This window comes from Maridesulfovibrio bastinii DSM 16055, from assembly GCF_000429985.1.
GTDB lineage: Bacteria > Desulfobacterota > Desulfovibrionia > Desulfovibrionales > Desulfovibrionaceae > Maridesulfovibrio > Maridesulfovibrio bastinii.
On sequence record NZ_KE387014.1, the window covers coordinates 14,884 to 36,325 of the forward strand.

Consider the following 21,442-nt stretch of genomic DNA (forward strand, 5'->3'; position numbering starts at 1 on the left):
ATTAGTCCTCCAATAAAAGGATGTGAAGTTCAAGGGGACCGTGAACACCAATGGTGAGAACACGCTCAATATCAGAAGTACGGCTGGCGCCGGTGATAAAGGCGGTATAATTTGGTCCTTTTCTCATGTCATCTTCTACTGCTTTTTCCACCTCGTATGAAGTTTCCTTGATTTTGGAAACAGGCAGAACAGCAACATGAATTTCACTAACCATAGTGGCAAGACGCAGCTCTTCGCTACAGGAATTCAGTACCAGAGTTCCGGTTTCGGCAATTGCATGATCGACGTAGGTAAAACCGATATCGATCCCGGCAAGATGGTTACGCATGCCTTCGGATATAAGACTGAAGCCTCTTTCATCACAAAGTTTTGTAAACTTGGTGTAGGTCTTCTTATCAAGGGCAGGTGCAGAAATAATCTTACCGGCTTTCAGGTCACAGAGATCACCTGCTTTTTCCGAAAGATTTTCTTCACAACCGGAGATGAGAAGTTTGCAAGCTTCTTTTTTATCACACAAGTCGACAGTGTACTGAAGCGCTTCATCAATTGACTTAACTTCAGTGACGACAGCGCTTACCAGCTCTGCCTTCTCTTTGAATGTGTCAATAATTTTTTTAGAGACAGCCATTTCAGCTCCATAGACGGATTTTCATCCGACAAACAGGTTAACAGAGTCCATATATACCGCCAGGAGTTCCAATTCTTGCGGATATGGCCCAATCTTCCGAATCAGGCCGGAACTCTGCTGGAAGCCGCTGGTCCTTCAGCTTCCGTTTCATTCCTAAAAAGAGGGACCGGATAAAAGTCCGGTCCCTCTTTACCAACAGTTATTTATTCAAAATTGCAACGGTTTCGTTAGCAATTTCGAGTTCTTCATTAGTGGCAATAACGAGAACTTTAACAGCACTGTCATCAGTGCTGATAGCGGAAGGCTGTCTATTCCAGTTTTCATTCTTCTCAGCATCAACTTTGATACCGAAGTTTTCAAGACCTTCAAGAACAGCAGCGCGATACAACGGATCGTTTTCACCAATACCGGCAGTAAAGATGATTGCGTCAACCTTACCGAGTTCAAAGAAGTATGCTCCAATGAACTGGCGGCAACGATGTGTTGCCATATCGAATGCAAGCTGAGCGCGTTCGTCGCCTTCTTCGCGGCGTTTGTGGATATCACGCAGGTCATTTGATCCGCAGATACCTTTAAGTCCGCTTTCATGGGTCAGGGTATCAATAATTTTCTGAAGATCCCAACCCTTCTGATCTGCGATATATCCTACGATAGCAGGATCGATATCACCGCAGCGAGTTCCCATTATGATACCGCCAAGAGGTGTAAGCCCCATGGAAGTGTCATAACATTTGCCATTTTTAACAGCACTGAGAGAAGCACCGTTGCCGAGGTGAACGGTAACAAAGTTGCATTCTTCTTTAGGCTTGCCGAAATATTTGGCAGCCTGATCAGTGATGTATTTATGAGATGTGCCGTGAGCACCGTAACGGCGCAGTCCGGTTTCTTCGTAAAGTTCGTAAGGAACGCCGTACATGTATGCTTTGGGTTCCATGGTCTGATGGAATGCAGTATCGAATACGCAAACCTGTTTAACACCGGGGAAGAGCTCAAGAGCAACTTCGATTCCGATGATATGACCGGGGTTGTGAAGCGGAGCAAGAGGAATTGTCTTGCGGAGCTTTTCAATAAGATCGTTATCAACAACGGCAGGAGCGAAGAAGTATTCGCCACCGTGCACGATTCTGTGACCGATTCCGCTGATTTCAGAACGGTCTTTGATAACACCCTTCTCAGAGTCGGTAAGCAGAGCTACAACTTCGTGCATACCTTCTTTATGAGTGGGGAAAGGTTTTTCTGCAGAGAATTTATTTTCTTCAGGAGTACCGGGAAAAGCCTTGTGGCTGATGGTACCCATGTCTTCTCCGATACGCTCAACAACACCTGAAGCTAAAGGCTTCTGGGTATCCATGTCGAGGAGCTGGTACTTAATGGAAGAGCTTCCGGCATTGATAACAAGTATTTTCATTAAATTAATCCTTTTTCTGCCTGAGCCTGTACGGCGGTTATTGCTACGGTGTTAACGATATCAGGTACGGTACAACCTCTGGAGAGGTCGTTTACAGGTTTGTTGAGTCCCTGAAGAACAGGTCCGATTGCAACAGACTGTTCTGCGGAACGCTGAACCGCTTTATATGTGTTGTTACCGGTGTTGAGGTCGGGGAAAATGAATACGGTGGCCTTTCCTGCAACCTGACTGTCCGGAAGTTTGGTTTTTGCTACAGAAGGATCAATAGCAGCGTCATACTGGATAGGTCCTTCAAGAAGAAGTTCAGGATTACGTTCTTTGGCAATGCTTGCAGCTTCTTTAACCTTTTCAACGTCTGCACCCTTACCGGACTGACCGGTGGAGTAAGACATCAGGGCAACACGGGGTTCAACACCGAAGATGCTTGCAGTCTGTGCAGAGCTTAAAGCAATTTCTGCGAGCTGATCAGCATTGGGGTTCGGGTTGACAGCGCAGTCACCGAATACAAGAACGCGATCCTTGAGACACATCAGGAAGACACTGGAAACGATTTTAGCTGTTTTCTTGGTCTTGATGATTTCAAATGCAGGACGGATAGTATGAGCTGTTGTAGTAACAGATCCTGAAACCATTCCATCAGCATCACCCTTATGTACCATCATTGTACCGAAGTATGTGGGATCCATCATGCGGTCACGGGCATCTGATTCCAGAATACCTTTGTGCTTGCGCAGCTCGTAATAAGTCTTGCAGTAGTCATCAAACTGAGGTGTTGATTTAGGATCAAGAATACGTACTCCATCCATTTCAAGACCAAGTGAAGAGATCTTGGAACCAACTTCATCAGCGTCACCAAGCAGAACTACATCCGCAACGCCTCTGCGAGCGATGATATCAGCGGCCTGAAGAACACGGTCACTGGTGCCTTCGGGCAGTACAATTGTCTGCTTGTTGGCTTTTGCTTTCTGAACCAGTTTGTACTCGAACATTTTAGGAGTAACTTTGCTGGATTTAGTGGCAACAAGCTTCTGACGGAGTTCATCCACAGCAATATTGGATTCGAAAGTACCCAGTGCTGAAGCTGTTTTACGCTGATCTTCAGGATCAATGCGGCCGTGAAGTTCAGAAAGAATCTGAGTGGTGCGATATGTATTTGTAGGAACGGAAAGAATCGGAATCGGAACACCGGTCCATCCTTCAATCAGCCTGTGAATGCTGGAGCTGGGCTGAAGTCCTCCGGTAAGGAGAATACCTGCAATATCGGGATATGAAGTAGAAAGTCTGGAAGCGAGACTGCTGAGAATAATATCGGAGCGGTCACCGGGAGTAATAATAAGGCTTCCTGGTTCAATGTATTCAAGGAAATTGGCAATACGCATAGCGGCGATGACATAATCGTCAACGAGGGTGTCAAGGCGGCCATGACCGTAAAGAACAGATGCATCAAGCCATTTGCAGACATCATTCATAGTCGGATTGCCGAGACTTTCGTCTTCGGGAATGGCGTAAACACTTATTTCATTTCCTTCGCCTGATTTGCTGGAAATGCCTGCAATGATGTCGGAAATATCTTCTTTTGCTTCAGCAGCAACTCTATTGATTACTGCAGCAACGGTATCAACGCTCTTATCTTCAAGTGCATCAATGACAAGCTGAACCGAAGAAGTGATTTCAGCAGCTGTGCGTCCCTTTCCGTTGGCAACCAACAGAACCGGGCAGCCGAGGTTGGCAGCTATTTCAGCATTGATATCGAATTCGAAAGACTGATCCTTGCCCTGAAAGTCTGTGCCTTCACAGAGTACAAAGTCATATTTTTCTTCAAGGGAGCTGTATTTATTAAGAATTTGTTCAAGCAGAACAGAACGCTGTCCGCTGTTGATCAGCTCACGGGCTTCTTTCAGAGTATATGCGTAGGTATCTTCATAAGGGATGTCCAGCTTGAAATACTTCATGATAAGATTGATATCATGATCAAAGCTTCCAATCTGGTCATCATTTATGATTGGGCGGAAAAAAGCGACGTTTTGAATATCACGCATAAGTAGCTGCATAACGCCGAGAGCTATCGCCGATTTTCCACTCTTTTCTTCTGTGGCGGTGATATACAAGTTTTTGGACACTAGAATAACTCCTGTTTATCTCGCGAGTGGTCAGTCCCGTAACGGTTTCAGGGTTATACCCGCTTTGGTTGTATGAAAATGCAGGCGGGTATCACCTCAGACACCCTACTGGCCCGCCAAAACCAACCACCCAACTAAAAACGAATTTTAAAAAGTAGTCCAGAATGACTTAAACATTCCGGACTACTTTTTCATTTTTTTATGATTAATCGATCATCTCAGCATATATTTCCAGGACGTGACGTACATCGACTCCGCCTCCGGACTGAGAAAGAAGGTCACCCAGCTGCATCATGCATGCAGGACAACCAGTTGCGACTACATCCGCGCCGGAAGCACGAACATTGTCTCTTTTACGCTCACCGATCTTTTTAGAAAGGTCGTAATGATAGAGGTTGAAACTACCGCCGTTACCACAGCAGCGGTTTGCCTCATTCATTTCCTTGAACTCGTAGTCAGGATTTGCCTTGAGGAGTTCACGGGGCTGTGCAGCTACACCAAGCGACTTCTGGAGGTGACAGGGGTCGTGGTAAGTAACAACTTTGCCGCCGGCCTTATGATCAAGAGCTTTAACACCTACTACATCAACGAGGAACTGATTGATATCCATAGCCTTGTCAGCAAGCTCCTGAACCTTCTCCTTAATATCGGAGTTGGCGTCATCAAGCATCTTAGGCCATGTTTCCTTGATTGTTGAAGTACAGGTAGCACACGGAGTTACAATGTAATCAAAGTAACCGCCGTCAAAGGCTTCGACATTCTTACGCATCAGGCTGAGGAAGGTATCCAGATCACCTGAAGCAAGTGTAGGAATACCGCAGCAGGCCTGATTTTCAGGGAGGTAAATACCTACACCATGATGATTCAGGACTTTAATTACGGCATGCCCTACATGAGGGAACATCTTGTCAACCACGCAACCTGGGAAGAATGCGACTTTAAGTCCGGATTCTCCACGCTCGGTATCGAGGCTGGGGTAATCCTTTCTGAAAGGACGTTTGGCAAGAGGCATAAAATGTCTTTTACCAATGAGCGGAGTAAGCAGAGCACAACTTTTGGTACCGATGGTTTTATCAGCGGAACGCATAAAGGGGCTTCCGAAAACAGCACCCATGTCTGTCAGAAGGTTAAAAAGTTTAGGACGGTCCAGAAGGCCTTTAAATATAGCCTTTTTAACCGGAGAAAGTCCTTTATATGTAGTGACAATCACTCGAGCCTTCATGAAGATGTCCATGATTTTAACGCCGCTGGGACAGTTGGCTGCACAGGTTCCGCAAAGCAGACATCTGTTCAGCTTTTCATTGACCTCATCAACGTCTTTAACCATTTCATGAGCCAGCTTTTCCAGAAGAGCAATTTTTCCTCTGGTTACATCTGATTCTTTCATGGATTCGGCAAATACAGGACAGACAGCCTGACACATGCCGCACTTCATGCAGGCGGCCATCTGGTCGTCAAGCTCCATCAACATGGAAGCCAGTCTATTCAGATCGGACACCTCATTAACCTCCTATGATCTTACCGGGGTTAAGGATGTTGTTGGGGTCAATGGCCCTTTTCATCTTCAATGAGTATTCAAGAGTTGCCTTGGATGTCTCTTTTTCCATCCATTTTGATTTGGCCATTCCGATTCCGTGTTCGCCGGAAAGGGTTCCCTTAAGGGAGAGAGCCACATCAAAAATCTCGTCAACAGCAGCTTCAACACGTTTGAACTCTTCTTCGTTTCTGCGATCGCAAAGAATAGTAGGATGAAGGTTACCGTCACCTGCATGACCGAAAGTTCCGATCTCAACATTGTATTTTTTACCAATTTCATTAACGGAACGAACCATAGCAGGAATCTGGCTGCGGGGTACAGTTGCATCCTCGAGAACGGTTGTCGGTTTCGCCCTTGCAAGAGCAGGCAGAGCGTTACGACGTGCAAACCAGAGTTTGTCGCGTTCTTCAGCTGTTTCAGCAAGATGCACGGAAGTTGCACCGATTTTCTTACAAAGATCGACAACTTTTTCAGCATCTTCAGCAACTTCTGCAGGGTGACCGTCAACTTCGATCAGCAGAACAGCGTCAGCGTCAACAGGGAGTCCGGCTTTTGTAAATGCTTCAACATAACGCAGAGAAGCATTATCGAGGAACTCAAGAGTACAGGGAACAATTTTATTAGCAATGATGGCGGCAACTGATTCTGAAGCCTTATCAATGTTGTCAAAAACAGCCATCATAGCTTTCTGTGCCTTCGGCGGTGGAACGAGTTTCAAAATGATGTTGTTGAAAACACCGAGAGTGCCTTCAGAAGCAACCATCAGACCACCGAGGTTGTAACCGGTAACACATTTAACTGTGCGTGAACCGGATTTGATAAGATCTCCGTTAACATCCCAGAAATCGATGCCCATTACATAATCTTTGGTAACACCGTATTTCAGACCACGAAGACCGCCGGCGTTTTCGGCAACGTTACCACCAATGGTGGAAACAGCCTGACTGCCCGGATCGGGGGGATAGAAAAGACCGCGGCTTGCTACTTCTGCTGCAAACTGAGCAGTTACAACACCGGGTTCTACTACTGCGTAGAGATCCTGTTCGTTGATTTCAAGAATCTTGTTAAGACCGTTTGTCAGTAAAACGACTCCACCGGGATGAGGAATGGTTCCTCCGGAAAGATTGGTTCCTGCGCCGCGAACGGTGATAGGAAGACCATTGTCGTTACAGAGCTTGACAACAGGGCCAAGCTGATCGGTGTTTGAAGGCTTGATAACAAAAGCAGGTACTCTTGGATCAAGCACAGCGGAGTCGTATGAATACGAATGAAGATCGGATTCGGAGTTCATAACTCCTTCCGCTCCTACAATCGCTTCAAACTCTTTCATCAGTTTGTCGTTGGACATTTGGAACTCCTCTTTTCTGATTCAGGTATTTTGCTGTTTACAGCGGGCTGTAACCGCCGTTTTATTATTAAAAAGCGGACCGGTCGGAAGCCGGTCCGCTTTGGTTAACATTTTTATATTAGAACAGGCCCGGGAAGAACACGAATGAGAACAGTGTTGCAACGATACCTACGCATGCGCCGTAGAGAAGGAAGGGCCAGATTGTACGTCTGAGAATTGCACCTTCCATACCGGAAAGGCCAACAACCGCACAGGCAGCAACGATGTTATGGATGCAGACCATGTTACCCATAGCACCACCAACAGACTGGGCAGCAACGATAATCTGATGAGGAAGTGACAGGGAGGAAGCAACGCCCCACTGGAATTCCGCAAACAGAAGGTCGGAAACAGTATTTGAACCGGTGATGTAGGAACCGAGACCACCGACAAATGAAGCAAACATAGGCCAGGTCTGACCTGCAAGCTTGGAAACAGCATCAGCAAGAGCCAGAGGCATGGAAAGGTATCCATTAGGGTTGAGAGCTGCGTCGGATATACCGGAACCACGGAAGATAGAAACAATAGCAACGGAGAAGAACAGTGCAATAGCAGGATTCTTCATTTTACCGATAGCTTCCTTCCATGCTGCAGAAACTCTTTCACCGGACATTTTGTGGATGCCGATAGTCAGGATTGCAACGAGGATAAAAGGAATTGTTCCCGGGAGGTAAAGGTACTTGATTGAAGCATTAACGGTTTCAAATCCGAGAATGCCTTTGAAATCGATTGAAGGAGCTACCAGCAGTCCCTTGAGGCCGAGGCTGGGGATACGGGTAACAACGAGGATAGCACCGATAAGAACATAAGGAATCCATGCACGGAACTGGCTCATGTGAGCTTTGAATACGCAGTCTTCATCAGCGCATACAGAACCTACCCAGTCATCATCCCAGCTGGAACGGGGACCGAAGTTCCAAGTTTCTTTAGGAACGCAGAAGCCTTTTTTAGCACCGTAGATGGTGATACCGAGACCCACAAGACCACCGATAAGTGAAGGGAACTCAGGACCAACGAGAAAAGCGGTAATGAGATAAGGAACAGTAAAAGCAACAGCAGAGAAAATACAGAATTTCCATGCTGCAAAACCTTCACTCCATTTTTTGTTTTCACCAAAGAATCTGGTCATGAAGCCAAGCATGAAGATAGGCAGGATAAAGATCATGGGAACATGCATCAGAGATGCCCATTTACCTACAGTCATGTTAAAAGATTCCATGGAATGGAAGTTAAGGCCGGGAATAGCTGAAGCAACAGCGTTGTTAACAAGACCGGTCAGGTATTTAAGTCCGAGAACAACCGGAGTACCTACAGCACCGAAGGTTACCGGGAAGGAGTTGAATACCAGACACATAACAGCTGCACAAAGCGGGGGGAATCCGAGGCTTAAGAGCAGCGGAGCTGCCAGAGCTGCAGGGGTACCGAAACCGGCGGCACCTTCAATAAATGCGGCGAACATGTAACCGATGATCAGCACCTGGATGCGGCGGTCACGGGATATGTCCTGAAATCCGTATTGAATGGTTTCCATACCACCACTGTTCTGCAGAGTATAAAGAATCAAGAGAGCACCGAAAACAATAATAAGAATACCAATTGCAGTTACTACACCCTGAAGACTGAGTGCTGCGACATAAGCTACAGGCAGTTTCCATACAGCTACTGCGGCTACTGCGCATGAAAGCCATGAAATAGGCATTGCCTTGGTTGCAGGCCAGCGCAGACCAACCATGAGAATAAGAGCCAGAACAATTGGAACGAGGGCCACGAGGGCCAGTACACCGATTGACATGTTTCCTCCTTAAAGAACAAAAAACACAAGTAGAGGCAGATAAGACATCCGCCATCTTACCACCCTAGACAGTCCGTTTTTACACCTGCGGCTGGTGACTCACTCTCCCCTTCAGCACCGGACCGCACACCTTCAAAAGCGGTCCGGAAAAGGAAGTTCCCTGATCGGGCCTGTGGCATAGGCCCGATCTGGGAATGGAGTGGTTATTCTTCGTCTTCGCTGAAGTCGGCAGCAGCAAGGTATTTAAGCATCTTGTAACGATCGATGTAATCTTTCTCGATCTGTGAACGATACTTCTTGGATACTTCCGGCTTGGTTCTTTCGAGAAGACCGAAGCGGTTTTCACCGCCCATGAATTCCTGAATGGTTCCATCAGGATCCTTGGAATCAATGGTGAGCGGGTTCTTACCATCCTCAGCAAGAAGAGGATTGTAGCGGTAAAGAGGCCAGTAGCCTGATTCAACAGCAAGCTTGCCTTCGAGCTGGGTTTTACCCATACCCTTTCTGATACCCTGGTTGATACAAGGAGCGTATGCGATAACCAGAGACGGTCCGGGGTAAGCTTCAGCTTCCTGAAGAGCCTTGACGAACTGGTTCTTGTTGGCGCCCATGGAGACAGAAGCAACGTAAACGTAGCCGTAGGTCATCATCATGCGGCCAAGGTCTTTTTTACCGGTTTTCTTACCGGCAGCAGCAAACTTGGCGATAGAGCCAAGAGGTGTTGCTTTGGAAGACTGACCACCGGTGTTTGAGTAAACTTCGGTGTCAAGGATCAGGATGTTGATGTCTTCACCGGAAGCGAGAACATGGTCTACACCACCGAATCCGATATCATATCCCCAACCGTCACCACCGAAGATCCATACGGATTTCTTGGTGAACAGGTCTTCCATATCAGCGATTTCATGAAGAACTTCGCTGTGAGGAGCAGTCATAAGAAGCTGGCAGACTTTGTTGCCGTATTCTGCAGAAAGCTCAGCATTATCTTTATTTTCAAGCCAACCCTTCATAGCTTCTTCAAGGTCGGCAGGAACGCCGGCTTCAAGAGCTTCATTAACGAGGTCGACAAGTTTATTGCGGCGGTGAGAAACAGCCATATCGATTCCGTAACCGAACTCAGCAGCATCTTCGAAGAGGGAGTTGCCCCATGCAGGACCGAAACCGTCTTTGTTGGTGCAGTAAGGAACGGTAGGAGCAGATGCACCCCAGATAGAGGAACAACCGGTTGCGTTTGCGATGAGCATGCGTTCACCGAAAAGCTGGGTCATAACTTTAACATAAGGAGTTTCACCACAACCTGCGCAAGCGCCGGAGAACTCAAGAAGAGGACGCTGGAACTGGCTTCCCTTTACGGAAGAACGGTTCATCAGGGAGTCTTTTTCAGGAATTGTTTCAGCAAACTCAAGGTTAGGTACCTGAGTGTCAAGCTGAGTATCGATAGGCTTCATAACGAGAGCCTTTTCCTTGGCGGGGCAGATATCTGCGCAGTTACCGCAACCGAGGCAGTCCTGAGAATAAACCTGCATGCGGTACTTGAGGCCCTTGAGTTCTTTACCCTTGGCATCAACGGTAACGAATGTTTCAGGAGCGTTTTCAAGTTCTTCATCAGCAGCCAGAACAGGACGGATTGCTGCGTGGGGGCAGACAAATGAGCACTGGTTACACTGAATGCAGTTTTCAGGGAGCCATTCAGGAACATTGATGGCTACGCCGCGTTTTTCGAACTTGGAAGTTCCGAGGGGAACAACACCGTCTGCTTCGAAAGTGGAAACAGGCAGATCGTCACCTTTCTGAGCAAGGATAGGACGAACAACATCACTGATGTATGCTGGTTCATCACAATCACAAGCTGCATCGTCTTTAAGATCCTTCCAGGATTCGGGGTATTTGATCTCAACGAGATTTTCTACAGCCTGGTCAACAGCGGCGTTGTTCATGTTGACGATCTTGTCGCCCTTCTTGCCGTATGCTTTCTTGATGGATGCTTTAAGAAGCTCAGTTGCCTGTTCGAAAGGAATTACGTTGGCAAGCTTGAAGAAAGCAGTCTGCATAACCATGTTGATGCGTCCGCCGAGGCCGACATTGGCAGCGATCTTAACAGCATCGATGGTGTAGAACTTGAGATTCTTTTCTGCAATTGTGCGACGCATGGAAGCAGGAAGTTCTTTATCCATATCTTCCAGAGTCCAGTGGCTGTTAAGCAGGAAAGTACCGTTGTCTCTGATGCCTTCAAGAACATCATAAAGATGTACGTATGCCGGGTTGTGGCATGCGATGAAGTCAGCCATAGTTACCAGGTAGGTAGACTGGATGGGCTCAGCACCGAAACGCAGATGGGAAACAGTGATACCGCCGGACTTTTTGGAGTCGTAAGCGAAGTAACCCTGTGCGAACATATCGGTGTTGTCACCAATAATTTTAATAGCCTGTTTGTTAGCACCGACAGTACCGTCAGAACCAAGACCCCAGAACTTACACTGAACAGTGCCAGCAGGAGTTGTGTCGAGAGTGCCTTCAACTTCGAGGGAAGTTTCAGTTACATCATCTTCGATACCAACATTGAAGTGGTCTTTAGGTGCAGCAACGAGCATGTTGTCGAAAACTGCTTTAGCCATGCTGGGGAGGAATTCCTTGGAACCCAGTCCGTAACGGCCGGCAGTGATAACAGGAGCGTTTGCTTTGCCTGCGTATGCAGTACAGATATCTTCGTACAGAGGATCGCCAAGAGAACCGGGTTCTTTGGTACGATCAAGGATAGTGATGTTCTTAGCAGAAGCAGGAAGAATATTGAGGAAGTATTCGGGTACGAAAGGACGGAACATGCGGACTTTTACCAGACCGACTTTTTCGCCTTCAGCAACGAGTTTGTTAACAACTTCTTCAATTGCTTCACAGGATGAACCCATGGAAACAATAACTCTTTCTGCTGCAGGATCACCTACATAGTCGAAAGGTTTGTATTCACGACCGGTGATGCTTGCTACTTTCTTCATGCAGCTTACTACGATGGAAGGAACCTGTTCGTAGTAAGGGTTGGCAGCTTCACGAGCCTGATAGTAAATATCGGGGTTCTGAGCAGTACCGCGAACATGAGGATGTTCAGGATTCATTGCTCTGGAACGGAAGTTTTCAATAGCTTCCCAGTCAACGAGAGGCTTGATATCTTCGTAATCAATAACTTCAATCTTCTGAATTTCGTGAGAAGTACGGAATCCGTCGAAGAAGTGCATGAAAGGAACGCTGGATTCGATAGCAGCGAGGTGAGAAACCAGAGCCATATCCATAGCTTCCTGTACGGAGCTGGATGCGAGCATAGCAAAACCGGTCTGACGGCATGCCATTACGTCCTGGTGGTCACCGAAAATGGAAAGAGCCTGAGCTGCAAGAGCACGGGCTGAAACATGGAAGACACCGGGAAGGAGTTCACCGGAGATCTTGTACATGTTAGGGATCATCAGAAGAAGTCCCTGAGATGCTGTGAAAGTGGAAGTAAGAGCTCCACCAGCAAGAGAACCGTGTACAGCGCCTGCTGCACCTGCTTCGGACTGAAGCTGTTTTACATTAAGAACCTGTCCGAAGATGTTTTTACGGCCCTGTGCGGCCCACTCTTCGGCTACTTCACCCATGGTGGATGAAGGAGTGATAGGATAGATAGCAGCAGTATCGCTCATTGCGTAAGCAATATGGGCGGTAGCGGTGTTACCATCCATCGTTTTCATGTTTTTAGCCATTAATTCGCTCCTTGAGGATTTTATAAAGCCGGAGAGTTAAAATTGACTGAGCAATCAATCCCCGGCAGATAAGTGGCTGAATGGTCGTCCCTCCTTAATCAAATTATGTGCCAATTCTGCAACATCAAGTTTTAAGCAGCTATTTTAAACACTTAATGCAGATAGTTATTTTATTTTGGATTCATCGCATATATTTATGTCTGAAAAATCGGACAAATAATACTGAATACTCATTTCGTATTTTCTCAGTGTAACAATCAACATTAATGTATTCTATAACATTTATAGATAAAACTGATATTAAATTTGAGAAAGCTGCGTTATAAAGAATTAGCTTATACTGATTGAAAAGAATCGTTCAGCCTTGATAAACGGGAATTTCCAGAGAGGTAAAAAAAATAATGCCTCCCTCAAAAAAAGTGATTAGGAGGCATTATAATAGATACAAAAAAATGTCCGAGTTTTCAGACCAAGCAATGTCTGAAAAAACAGACAGCTTTTTTTTCAGACTTTAAAACTACTGACTTATGCCATGTTTTTTTAACAATGCATAAAAATGGGACCTTGAAAGTCCAGAGGTTTCAAGGATCGAAGCAACATCCCCGTCATACCTCTTCTGCAATTCCATGAGATATCTTTTCTCAGCAATTCCCTTAAATTTTTTGAGGGACGGTAATGTTCCTGAAAGGACTTCAGAAATGGGGTCTGATGAACTTAGGCCGCCAGAGCCGCTGACAGCAGAATTGTTGCCTATATTCTTAACCGTGTTATCTTTTAAATTATTTATACTATTCGTAGCACTAATTGCGTTTCTTTTCTCAATATCCGTCTTAACTGCTTCAATTCGTATTTCATATGGGAGATGCATTGGATAAATAGTATTACCAGATCCCGTGGCTACAAAAGACTGTTCGATGGCGTTAAAGAGTTCACGCACATTTCCGGGCCAGTCGTAGCTGTAAAGCATTTCAAAATATTCAGGATCAATCTCTTTTTCAGGAACACCATACCTGCGGGTCAGCCTTTCCAGATGGAAAAGAGCCAGCTCCTTGATATCGCTCACACGTTCCTTAAGAGCCGGTAAAAAGATATGGATTGTTTTAATCCTGTAGAGAAGATCCTGTCTGAATTCGCCCCGCTCCACCATTGCATCCAGATCGCGGTTTGTTGCTGAAATCAATCTGAAGTCACTGTTGTATTCTTTGTTATCACCGACAGGACGGTACGTTCTTTCCTGAAGAACTCTCAAAAAAGACTTCTGAACAGACAAAGGCATTTCACCTACTTCATCAAGAAACAGTGTACCCTTGTCAGCCAGAGGTACAAGCCCCTTTCGGTCCGACTGAGCACCGGTGAAAGAACCCTTTTTATGGCCGAAAAGAGTGCTCTCCACCAAAGTATCCGTAAGAGAAGCGCAGTCAACGATTACAAAATTATTAACAGAGCGGCTGCTGTTGTCGTGAATTGTTCTGGCAAAAAGCTCCTTACCTGTTCCTGTTTCACCGGTTATCAGCGTATTAGCTTCTGATCCGGCGGCATTAGAGAGTTGATGGTAACACTTTTTTATTTCTTCACTGCTTCCGACAACATCTTTGAGGTTAAGGACAACGCATTCACCTTTTGCCTGTTTTTCACGGCGAAACTCCATGGCCCTGTTGATCGAAAGAGTAAGCTGTTTAATTGAGGAAGGCTTAACCAGAAAATCCCATGCCCCACCCTGAATAGCCAGTTCCGCACCATCAGGATCGCCCTTTCCGGTAAGAATAATTACCTCAGGATGCCCGTTGGACTCTTTTATGCGTGAGAGAGAGTCAAGGCCGTTGCCGTCAGGCAGGGAAATATCCAGAAAAACAAGATCATAACTTTTCAGAGCCAGCCTATCCATGGCCTGAGATATATTAAATGCACTGTCGCTTTCATGGTCTGTTCTGGAAATAAGACTTTGCATAGTCTCGCAGACCTGCACATCGTCATCAATGATGAGTATGTTTCCCACTGGAAATCTCCGTTTGTCCCAAAACCATTCTAATGGCGTCCGCTATTATGGTTTTATTATATGGCTTACTTAAAATCTTGCGAATATTCTGTACCGAAGATGACATCTTCCATGCTTCTGTACGGCCTGAAACAAGCATAACCGGAAGATCCGGAGCAATCTTGCTGATTTCTCCGGCAAGCTCAATTCCGTTACTTTCAGGCATGTCGTAATCTGTTATGACCAGCTCATATCTTCCTGCTCCATTCCTGACAAGGTCCAAAGCTTCAAAAGGGCTACCTACAGCGGTGACTGTATAGCCAAGACTCTCCAGAAGTCTGGGTGTTGTTTCAAGCTGATCGATATCATCTTCAACAAATAAAATATGCTCTCTACCCAATGGGAGCGGACCGGAAAAACTTTTACCGATCTCTTTAAGTTGTCCGTGTGCAGGAAGATAAAGATCAAATTCAGTTTTAACAAATGGGGTGCTGGAAACAGTTACTCCGCCGCCATGACCTTTTATGAGTCCGTGAACAACTGCAAGCCCGAGCCCCGTTCCTTCTGTTTTACCTTTTGTCGTAAAGAAAGGATCAAAAATTTTATCCATTATATCCTGCGAAATTCCGGGACCATCGTCTGAAATACTAAGACGCAGATAAGTTCCCGGAGTAACGCTCATAAACCTTGCCCGCTCATCCTCAACATTAACAAGCACGAGATCTATATTAATGATACCGCCGTTCTCTCTTATAGCCTGAAAAGAATTGGTGCACAGGTTCATTATAACCTGATGAATCTGTGTAGGATCGGCCATTACCAGAGGGATTTCTTCAGGCATGGTAACATAGACTTGAATTGTTCTGGGCAAGGAGGCTTTAATAAAATCAATAGCTTCCCTTACAACTTCGCGTAAATCAGTAGGCCTGAAACCTTCCTGAGAAGGTCGGCTGAATGTAAGTATCTGCTTGACGACCCTGCTGCCTCTTCTTGCAGCTTTGATAGCGCGGGCCAGATCTTTCCATGTAAGGGTATCTTTATCAACATCACCCATCGCAAGTTCGATGGAATTTATTATAGAGGTCAGGATATTGTTAAAGTCATGGGCTATGCCCCCGGCAAGTGTGCCGATTGCTTCCATTTTTTGAGATTGAAGCAGCTGCTTTTCAAGGTTAACCCTGCGGGTTACATCCTGAGAAGTTGAAAGTGTACCAACGACTTTTCCCTTTTCATTGTATACCGGAACTTTGTTAACTTCCAGCCAGACAGTATCCGTTCCTTTGGTAAAAGACCAGCTCATGCGAAGCAGAGGTTTTGCACTGCTGATAACCTCTTTATCCCAGACGGCAGCCTGTTTGGCGAATTCTTCCTCCGGCATCAGAGACTTATCTTCCCTGCCGATTATTTCCGCCGGAGTTCCCAGCTCAAAAAAATCGGTAAAATATCTGTTTGCTCCCAGGTATCTCTGGTTGCAATCTTTCCAGCAGATCAGCAGAGGAATGGTATCCATCAGAATTTCCTGGAAAGTCAGCTGTGATTTGATACGCGTTTCAACACTGCGCCTCTGCATTATTGAAATAAGCAGCAGGATCAGAATTATGCTCAAAGCAACAATGGAGATAATGATAATCCAGAAGACCTGACGGTCAAGCTTATAAAAATAATCCGGTTCATTAATAATCTGGCTGCCAGCAGGAACTCTTGAATCAGAGATATTGAATTTTTTAAGTACGTTATAATCAAACATATATTTATGCTCAACAACGTCCTGAACCTTGCCTGCGGGAAACTCACCGGATTTCAGATAATCCACAGCCATTTTTGCGGCCATTCTGCCCTGCACATTTCCTGAAAGCAGTTTTCCGCCGACAATTCCATGCCCTAAAAGGAATTTCCAGACACTGAAAATCATACAGGGTGTATTTTCATGCAGAATTTCAAGAACTTCCTGAGCACTGAATAATTCACCGTGGGCTCCCTTATAGAAAGGAGTAAACAGAAAAACAGTGTCCCTGCTCGCAACTCTGGCCCTTGAAAGAATCTGAGACAGGGGCATGTCATCCCAGTAAATAAAATCAAGCTCACCATTAAAAGCGGGCTGGGCATCTACAATCTGCTGCCGTATGGCCCTGGAAGTTACTGATTTATCACTGATAACGATTACTTTCTTGAGATCAGGATTAAATTTTCTGGCCAGATTTAAATTGGAAACAACATCAGGATTTTCTAAAATACCTGCATACTTAGACGCATCCTTAATCATTGAAGGATGATAATCGTTGATACCGCAAAAAAAGACCGGAACGGTTCTGAACAAATCATCATGATATTTAAGCATAAAATTCAGCGCATTATTATCCGAGACAATGATCGCCGAAAATTTATAATCTTTATATTTATATGAATAATATTCGTGAAGCAGCTGGAGATAGCGGTCCCCGAAAAAACGCTTGGTATCCATGTATTCAATGTGCAGATCAATTGGGATTCCGCTGTCACCAAGCACACTTCTAACTCCATCGAGAATGCCGTCAGACCATGCATAACCATTCTGATAAGAGTTTAAAAAGAGAACATTCTTTTTTTCCTTTTCCGCCAGCGCCGGGCTGGAAAGAAAAAATAATATAATAAAAACTGTTAATATAGATAAATATTTAATTTTCATTGAAAACCTTCAGTATATGCAAATAATTTTGATTTCCGAAATTTAACTGTTTCTACATACAAGAAACGTACCGCTTGTATACATTCGAGCAGTTTTGATGCTAAACAGTTTCGAAATTAACGGAGAATACAACATGATCAAAAAATTAACTTTTTTTAGCATACCTCTGCTGCTTTGTCTCTGTCTTGCAGAAACATCTCCGGCAGCAGTTAAAGAAAAAAATCCAATAGAAGTTATAATTTCAAGCAGTGAAATTAATCCTACGGAACAGGAAATTAAAAATTTAAATATTCCTGAATTGAAATTTATGGGAGCTATTCTCTTAGCCTGCAAACATCCGGCTTTCGGAGGATTTTCAGAACTAATGGTATCTCCTGACGGAGAAAAATTTCTTGCACTTTCAGACATGGGATTCTGGATTACCGGAAACCTTATCTATAATGCACAGCAAAGACTTTCCGGGACAGCCCCCAAAGCAAAACTTGGAAGGCTGCTCAATATATCAGGCCAGCCTTTTGAAATAAAATACCGGGCAGATTCAGAAGCTTTCTGTCGGGCACCGGATTCAGGATTTCTTGTTGCCTTTGAACGCAAGCACCGCATTAACCTTTACCCCGGAAACGGGTACGACCTTTCCAGCGTTCCATCAAGATACGATTTTCCTCCAAACTTCAAGCATCTGCCTGAGAATGGCGGAATTGAATCCATGATGAAACTGGATGACGGGCGCATACTTATGCTTACTGAAGGAGGAAAAGAAGATAATGGCTTTTCCCCTTGTGCTGTCGGCAAAGCCGGAAACTGGGTTCCTTTCAGATATAAACGGTTCAAAACATACCGGCCGACATCGGTTGCCCAACTTCCCGGCAAAAGGCTGCTGCTCCTTGAAAGAAGCTATACAGGTCCGGGATCATTGAAAGTTAGACTGGCAACACTGAATATGAATGATATTGCAAAAAACAAAGTGCTTGAGTCAAAATTGATGGCCAATATCCCGAATACTCTGCCGATTGACAACTATGAGGGACTTGATACCCGCACCACATCCGCGGGAGAAACAATCATTTATATTATTTCCGATGACAATTTTTCTCCATTCGAGCACACAATACTGATGATGTTTAAACTCAGAAAAGGCTAATATCTTATAGTAATTACAACGCAAAAAGACGCACAACACATACTATACTGTCATAACATCCATAAATATAAGCATAAAAATTATTTTAACGTAAGCAGCATGCAAGTTGCTGCAATGTAAGGTTATAAAAACAACAATTTAATTTGTTTTTAGGCATACGCCAGTGTATAAAATCAATATAAGAAAATTATAAATCAATCCAATTAACGGTTTTAAAAGTTCTCTGTATAAATGTTTTACAGGCATGGAGGTTTTTTAAATGAAAAAAACAACGGCTGAAAAAACATTCAAAAAAATTAAAAGTAAAGGAAAAACTAAACTGAAAAGAAAAGCATTCCTTTTCAGTGAAGAAGCTGAATGGCTCTGGGACTGCGGAGACGAAAAAGCAAGAATAATGAGTGCGGATTTCAGGCAGGTGACATCTGCAAGGAGTCAACATAATAAATGAAGCCTTTTAACATTCTGATATTTAAATTAAAAAAAATCTCAGAAACTTTTAAAACGAGTCCCCTTTCAGATTGAATATCTGAAAGGGGACAAATTATTTTATAGGGAAAGTCAGCTGATATCTTGTGCCGTGCATGCAATCCTTGGAGAGATTTCCTCCAAGCTGGCTGACCAGAGTCTCAACAAGAGTCAGACCAAGTGTTCCTCTACCCTCTTCAGAGCTGCATCCAACTCCGTTATCCTGAACATCCAATTCAACGGTGTCTTCATAGCAACGCAGGATAACCTTCACAAAACGCTGATCATCTTTAAAGTCATCAGGAAAAGCATGATTAATGGCGTTCGTTATCAACTCATTAACAATAAGTCCGCAGGGAAGAGCCTGATCAATGGAAAGACGTACTATATCCAATGAATTGACGAATCTTATTTTACTACCGCATCCATAAGCCTTAAATAGCCTATCTCCTAAATATTCAATGTAGCTTGCAAAATTAATTCTGCTTAAATCATCTGATCTGTAAAGATGCTCATGCACATAAGCCATGGAGCGAACTCTTTCTATGCTGTGCCGAATCAGCTTTAAATCCTCAGGGTCACGGATATATTCAGTCTGTAAATTCAAGAGGCTTGAAATTACCTGCATATTATTTTTAACCCTGTGATGAACTTCACGCAAAAGGGTTTCCTTTTCCCTGAGCGATGCCCTGACTTTCAATTCAGATTCTTTTTTGCAGACAATCTGCCACATGCCTTCTATCAGCAGATTCAGGTTATAAATATCTCGTCTGGAGTATGTTTTTTCTTTATCGAAAACACTAAGGACCGCTACGACTTTCCCTGAATCAAGGATTGGCAGGGCAAGTCCTCTGCTTGGGAGATATTCACTCCCCGGGAGCATTCCCAGAGCTTTTTTTCTGATAATATTATTCATTATGACAGGTTTTCTGGTCCTTATGCATTTCAGCAGAATACCATCGGCCTCAATTTCCGAGGCTTCAACCGGAACCACTTGCCCCCCGTCACAGGTATAGAGCCGGGCAATCCTGATATCCTGCCCTGCTCCATCCACACGGCAGATGAATCCTGACCTGCTGGAAGAAATCTCAATACTTTTATTAACCGTGAATTCCCAGAGAACTTCCTGTGAACCATCTGACATGTGAGATAATTCATAAAGAGCCTTGAAACGCATCCGGCTCATGGTCGCGTTTCTTTCAGATTTTTTTCTTTCCGATATATCTCTCGAAATTGTCAGAAACGCTTTTTTACCACCAAAATCTATGGCTCTGGAACTAAGTTCAGCTGGGAAAATAGTTCCATCTTTTCTTACATATTCAACTTCAAAAAAAGACTGCCCGTCACGTTCAATTGTGGATATCTGGTCAGGAATCCTGCGGCAGTATTTATGTGAAAAAATATCAGATGCGGTCAGTCCGAGCAGTTCATCCCGGCTATACCCAAGATTGGAGCATGCAGCACGGTTGACCTCAATAAAACGTCCTGAAGAATTGGAAACAAATACGGCATCACCAGCACCGTCAAAAACGGCCTGATACAGTGTGCGCGATTCGCTAAGCTTTTCCTGAGTTCTGCGCTGGGCAGATATATCAGTAAAAACAACCTCCACCACTCCCTGAGCAGAAGCGCTGGCCAGAGGAGACATTTTAACTTTAAAGGTCTGGTGTCCTTTTCTGCAGTTTAGAGCATGACACTCAACTACTTTATTACGGCAGATATTAAGACTGTCAGACAATGACCGCGAGGACTCCCCGCCAAAGACTGCCCGGAACAAATCTATAAAATCAACACCGACAACTCTGTTTATGGCTATACCGGTAAAACGGCAGAAACTGATATTAGCAAAAGAGATTCTACCGTCAGGACTTACGATAACCACTCCTTCGCTTACAGAATCTAGCAGTTCCGAAAGCACCACAGAATTTATGCAATCACATTTATTATCACTTAAACATTTATTTTTTTTAGTATTAATTTTACTTTCTGAACTTTTGATGTTGCCACCTTTCTCAGTCATACTTAACTTCTTTTATAATATAAGATTTGTATTTCTGCCCGCCCCAATGAATTCTCATTTTCTCCTTAAAGATTAATTTAAGATAATTCAAGATTGTTATTAAAATATAAAAAAAGCTTCAACAGAGACTGAAACTCCATTGAAGCTTTAAATATAAAGATGCCAATATTATGATTTTACAATGAATTTTTAATCGCTGACAAAATTTGTGAAGAAGATTGTTCATCTCCAAGAATTCCGTAGCGAACACTGACTTCAGAAATATTGGAACTTTTTCTTTCTATATCTATCATAACAGTTGTATCCGAATCTTTCGCAGTAATGGACGCATCACTAAGTTTCTTTTCTTTTTTCTCAATACGAAGATTCAATTTACCACAGGCAGCTATAGCAGCTTGATATGTTCTGTCGAGGCTGGCATTAAACTGTTGTTTAGCCTGCCCTGCTACATAAACATATGTTCCTCCGGCGGCCGCACCTCCAAGAACAACAGCTGCACATCCAGACATTGAAAAACAAAGCATAAGCGCAACTACCAAAATTCCTAATCTTTTCATCATTACCAGTATCTCC

Annotated in this window: 13 protein-coding genes; 2 read left to right on the top strand and 11 right to left on the bottom strand. The window is 44.4% G+C overall.

Going from position 1 to position 21,442, the window contains the following annotated elements:
- Position 1 precedes the first annotated feature (1 nt).
- From G496_RS0114520 to G496_RS0114565, 9 genes are all read right to left on the bottom strand, one after another.
- A complete protein-coding gene (locus G496_RS0114520) occupies positions 2-628 on the bottom strand; it encodes a lactate utilization protein (protein WP_027179903.1) in 627 nt (208 codons plus the stop codon).
- A 199-nt stretch (positions 629-827) separates the two neighbouring features.
- Positions 828-2,036: an acetate kinase gene (locus G496_RS0114530; protein ID WP_027179904.1), complete on the bottom strand. Its 1,209-nt coding sequence runs from the start codon at positions 2,034-2,036 to the stop codon at positions 828-830.
- A complete protein-coding gene (gene pta / locus G496_RS0114535; RefSeq protein ID WP_027179905.1) occupies positions 2,036-4,156 on the bottom strand; it encodes a phosphate acetyltransferase in 2,121 nt (706 codons plus the stop codon). Before pta ends, G496_RS0114530 begins: the two co-directional genes overlap by 1 nt.
- 205 nt (positions 4,157-4,361) lie before the next feature.
- A complete protein-coding gene (locus tag G496_RS0114540) occupies positions 4,362-5,654 on the bottom strand; it encodes a (Fe-S)-binding protein (RefSeq protein WP_027179906.1) in 1,293 nt (430 codons plus the stop codon).
- A 4-nt stretch (positions 5,655-5,658) separates the two neighbouring features.
- Entirely contained in the window at positions 5,659-7,041 is a 1,383-nt protein-coding gene (locus tag G496_RS0114545) for an FAD-linked oxidase C-terminal domain-containing protein (protein ID WP_027179907.1), read from the bottom strand.
- Positions 7,042-7,159: 118 nt separating this feature from the next.
- Positions 7,160-8,872: an L-lactate permease gene (locus G496_RS0114550; protein ID WP_027179908.1), complete on the bottom strand. Its 1,713-nt coding sequence runs from the start codon at positions 8,870-8,872 to the stop codon at positions 7,160-7,162.
- A 203-nt stretch (positions 8,873-9,075) separates the two neighbouring features.
- Positions 9,076-12,603: a pyruvate:ferredoxin (flavodoxin) oxidoreductase gene (gene nifJ / locus G496_RS19935; protein ID WP_034633473.1), complete on the bottom strand. Its 3,528-nt coding sequence runs from the start codon at positions 12,601-12,603 to the stop codon at positions 9,076-9,078.
- A 517-nt stretch (positions 12,604-13,120) separates the two neighbouring features.
- Complete coding sequence (locus G496_RS0114560; RefSeq protein WP_027179909.1) at positions 13,121-14,599, bottom strand: sigma-54-dependent transcriptional regulator; 1,479 nt, start codon at positions 14,597-14,599, stop codon at positions 13,121-13,123.
- The gene (locus G496_RS0114565) at positions 14,577-17,243 is read right to left on the bottom strand and encodes a hybrid sensor histidine kinase/response regulator (RefSeq protein ID WP_034633476.1); all 2,667 of its coding nucleotides are present in this window, start codon (positions 17,241-17,243) and stop codon (positions 14,577-14,579) included. Before G496_RS0114565 ends, G496_RS0114560 begins: the two co-directional genes overlap by 23 nt.
- Positions 17,244-17,376: 133 nt before the next feature.
- Between G496_RS0114565 and G496_RS19940 the strand changes: the two genes are divergently transcribed.
- Both G496_RS19940 and G496_RS0114575 read left to right on the top strand, forming a co-directional pair.
- Positions 17,377-18,384, top strand: a complete 1,008-nt coding sequence (locus G496_RS19940) for an esterase-like activity of phytase family protein (protein WP_051295075.1) — start codon at positions 17,377-17,379, stop codon at positions 18,382-18,384.
- 259 nt (positions 18,385-18,643) lie between these two features.
- Entirely contained in the window at positions 18,644-18,832 is a 189-nt protein-coding gene (locus G496_RS0114575) for a hypothetical protein (protein WP_027179911.1), read from the top strand.
- A gap of 93 nt (positions 18,833-18,925) precedes the next feature.
- Here G496_RS0114575 and G496_RS20695 read toward each other — a convergent pair whose 3' ends face one another.
- A complete protein-coding gene (locus G496_RS20695; protein WP_051295076.1) occupies positions 18,926-20,869 on the bottom strand; it encodes a PAS domain S-box protein in 1,944 nt (647 codons plus the stop codon).
- A 176-nt stretch (positions 20,870-21,045) separates the two neighbouring features.
- A complete protein-coding gene (locus G496_RS0114585) occupies positions 21,046-21,429 on the bottom strand; it encodes a DUF3568 family protein (RefSeq protein WP_051295077.1) in 384 nt (127 codons plus the stop codon).
- Between the last annotated feature and the right edge of the window lie 13 nt (positions 21,430-21,442).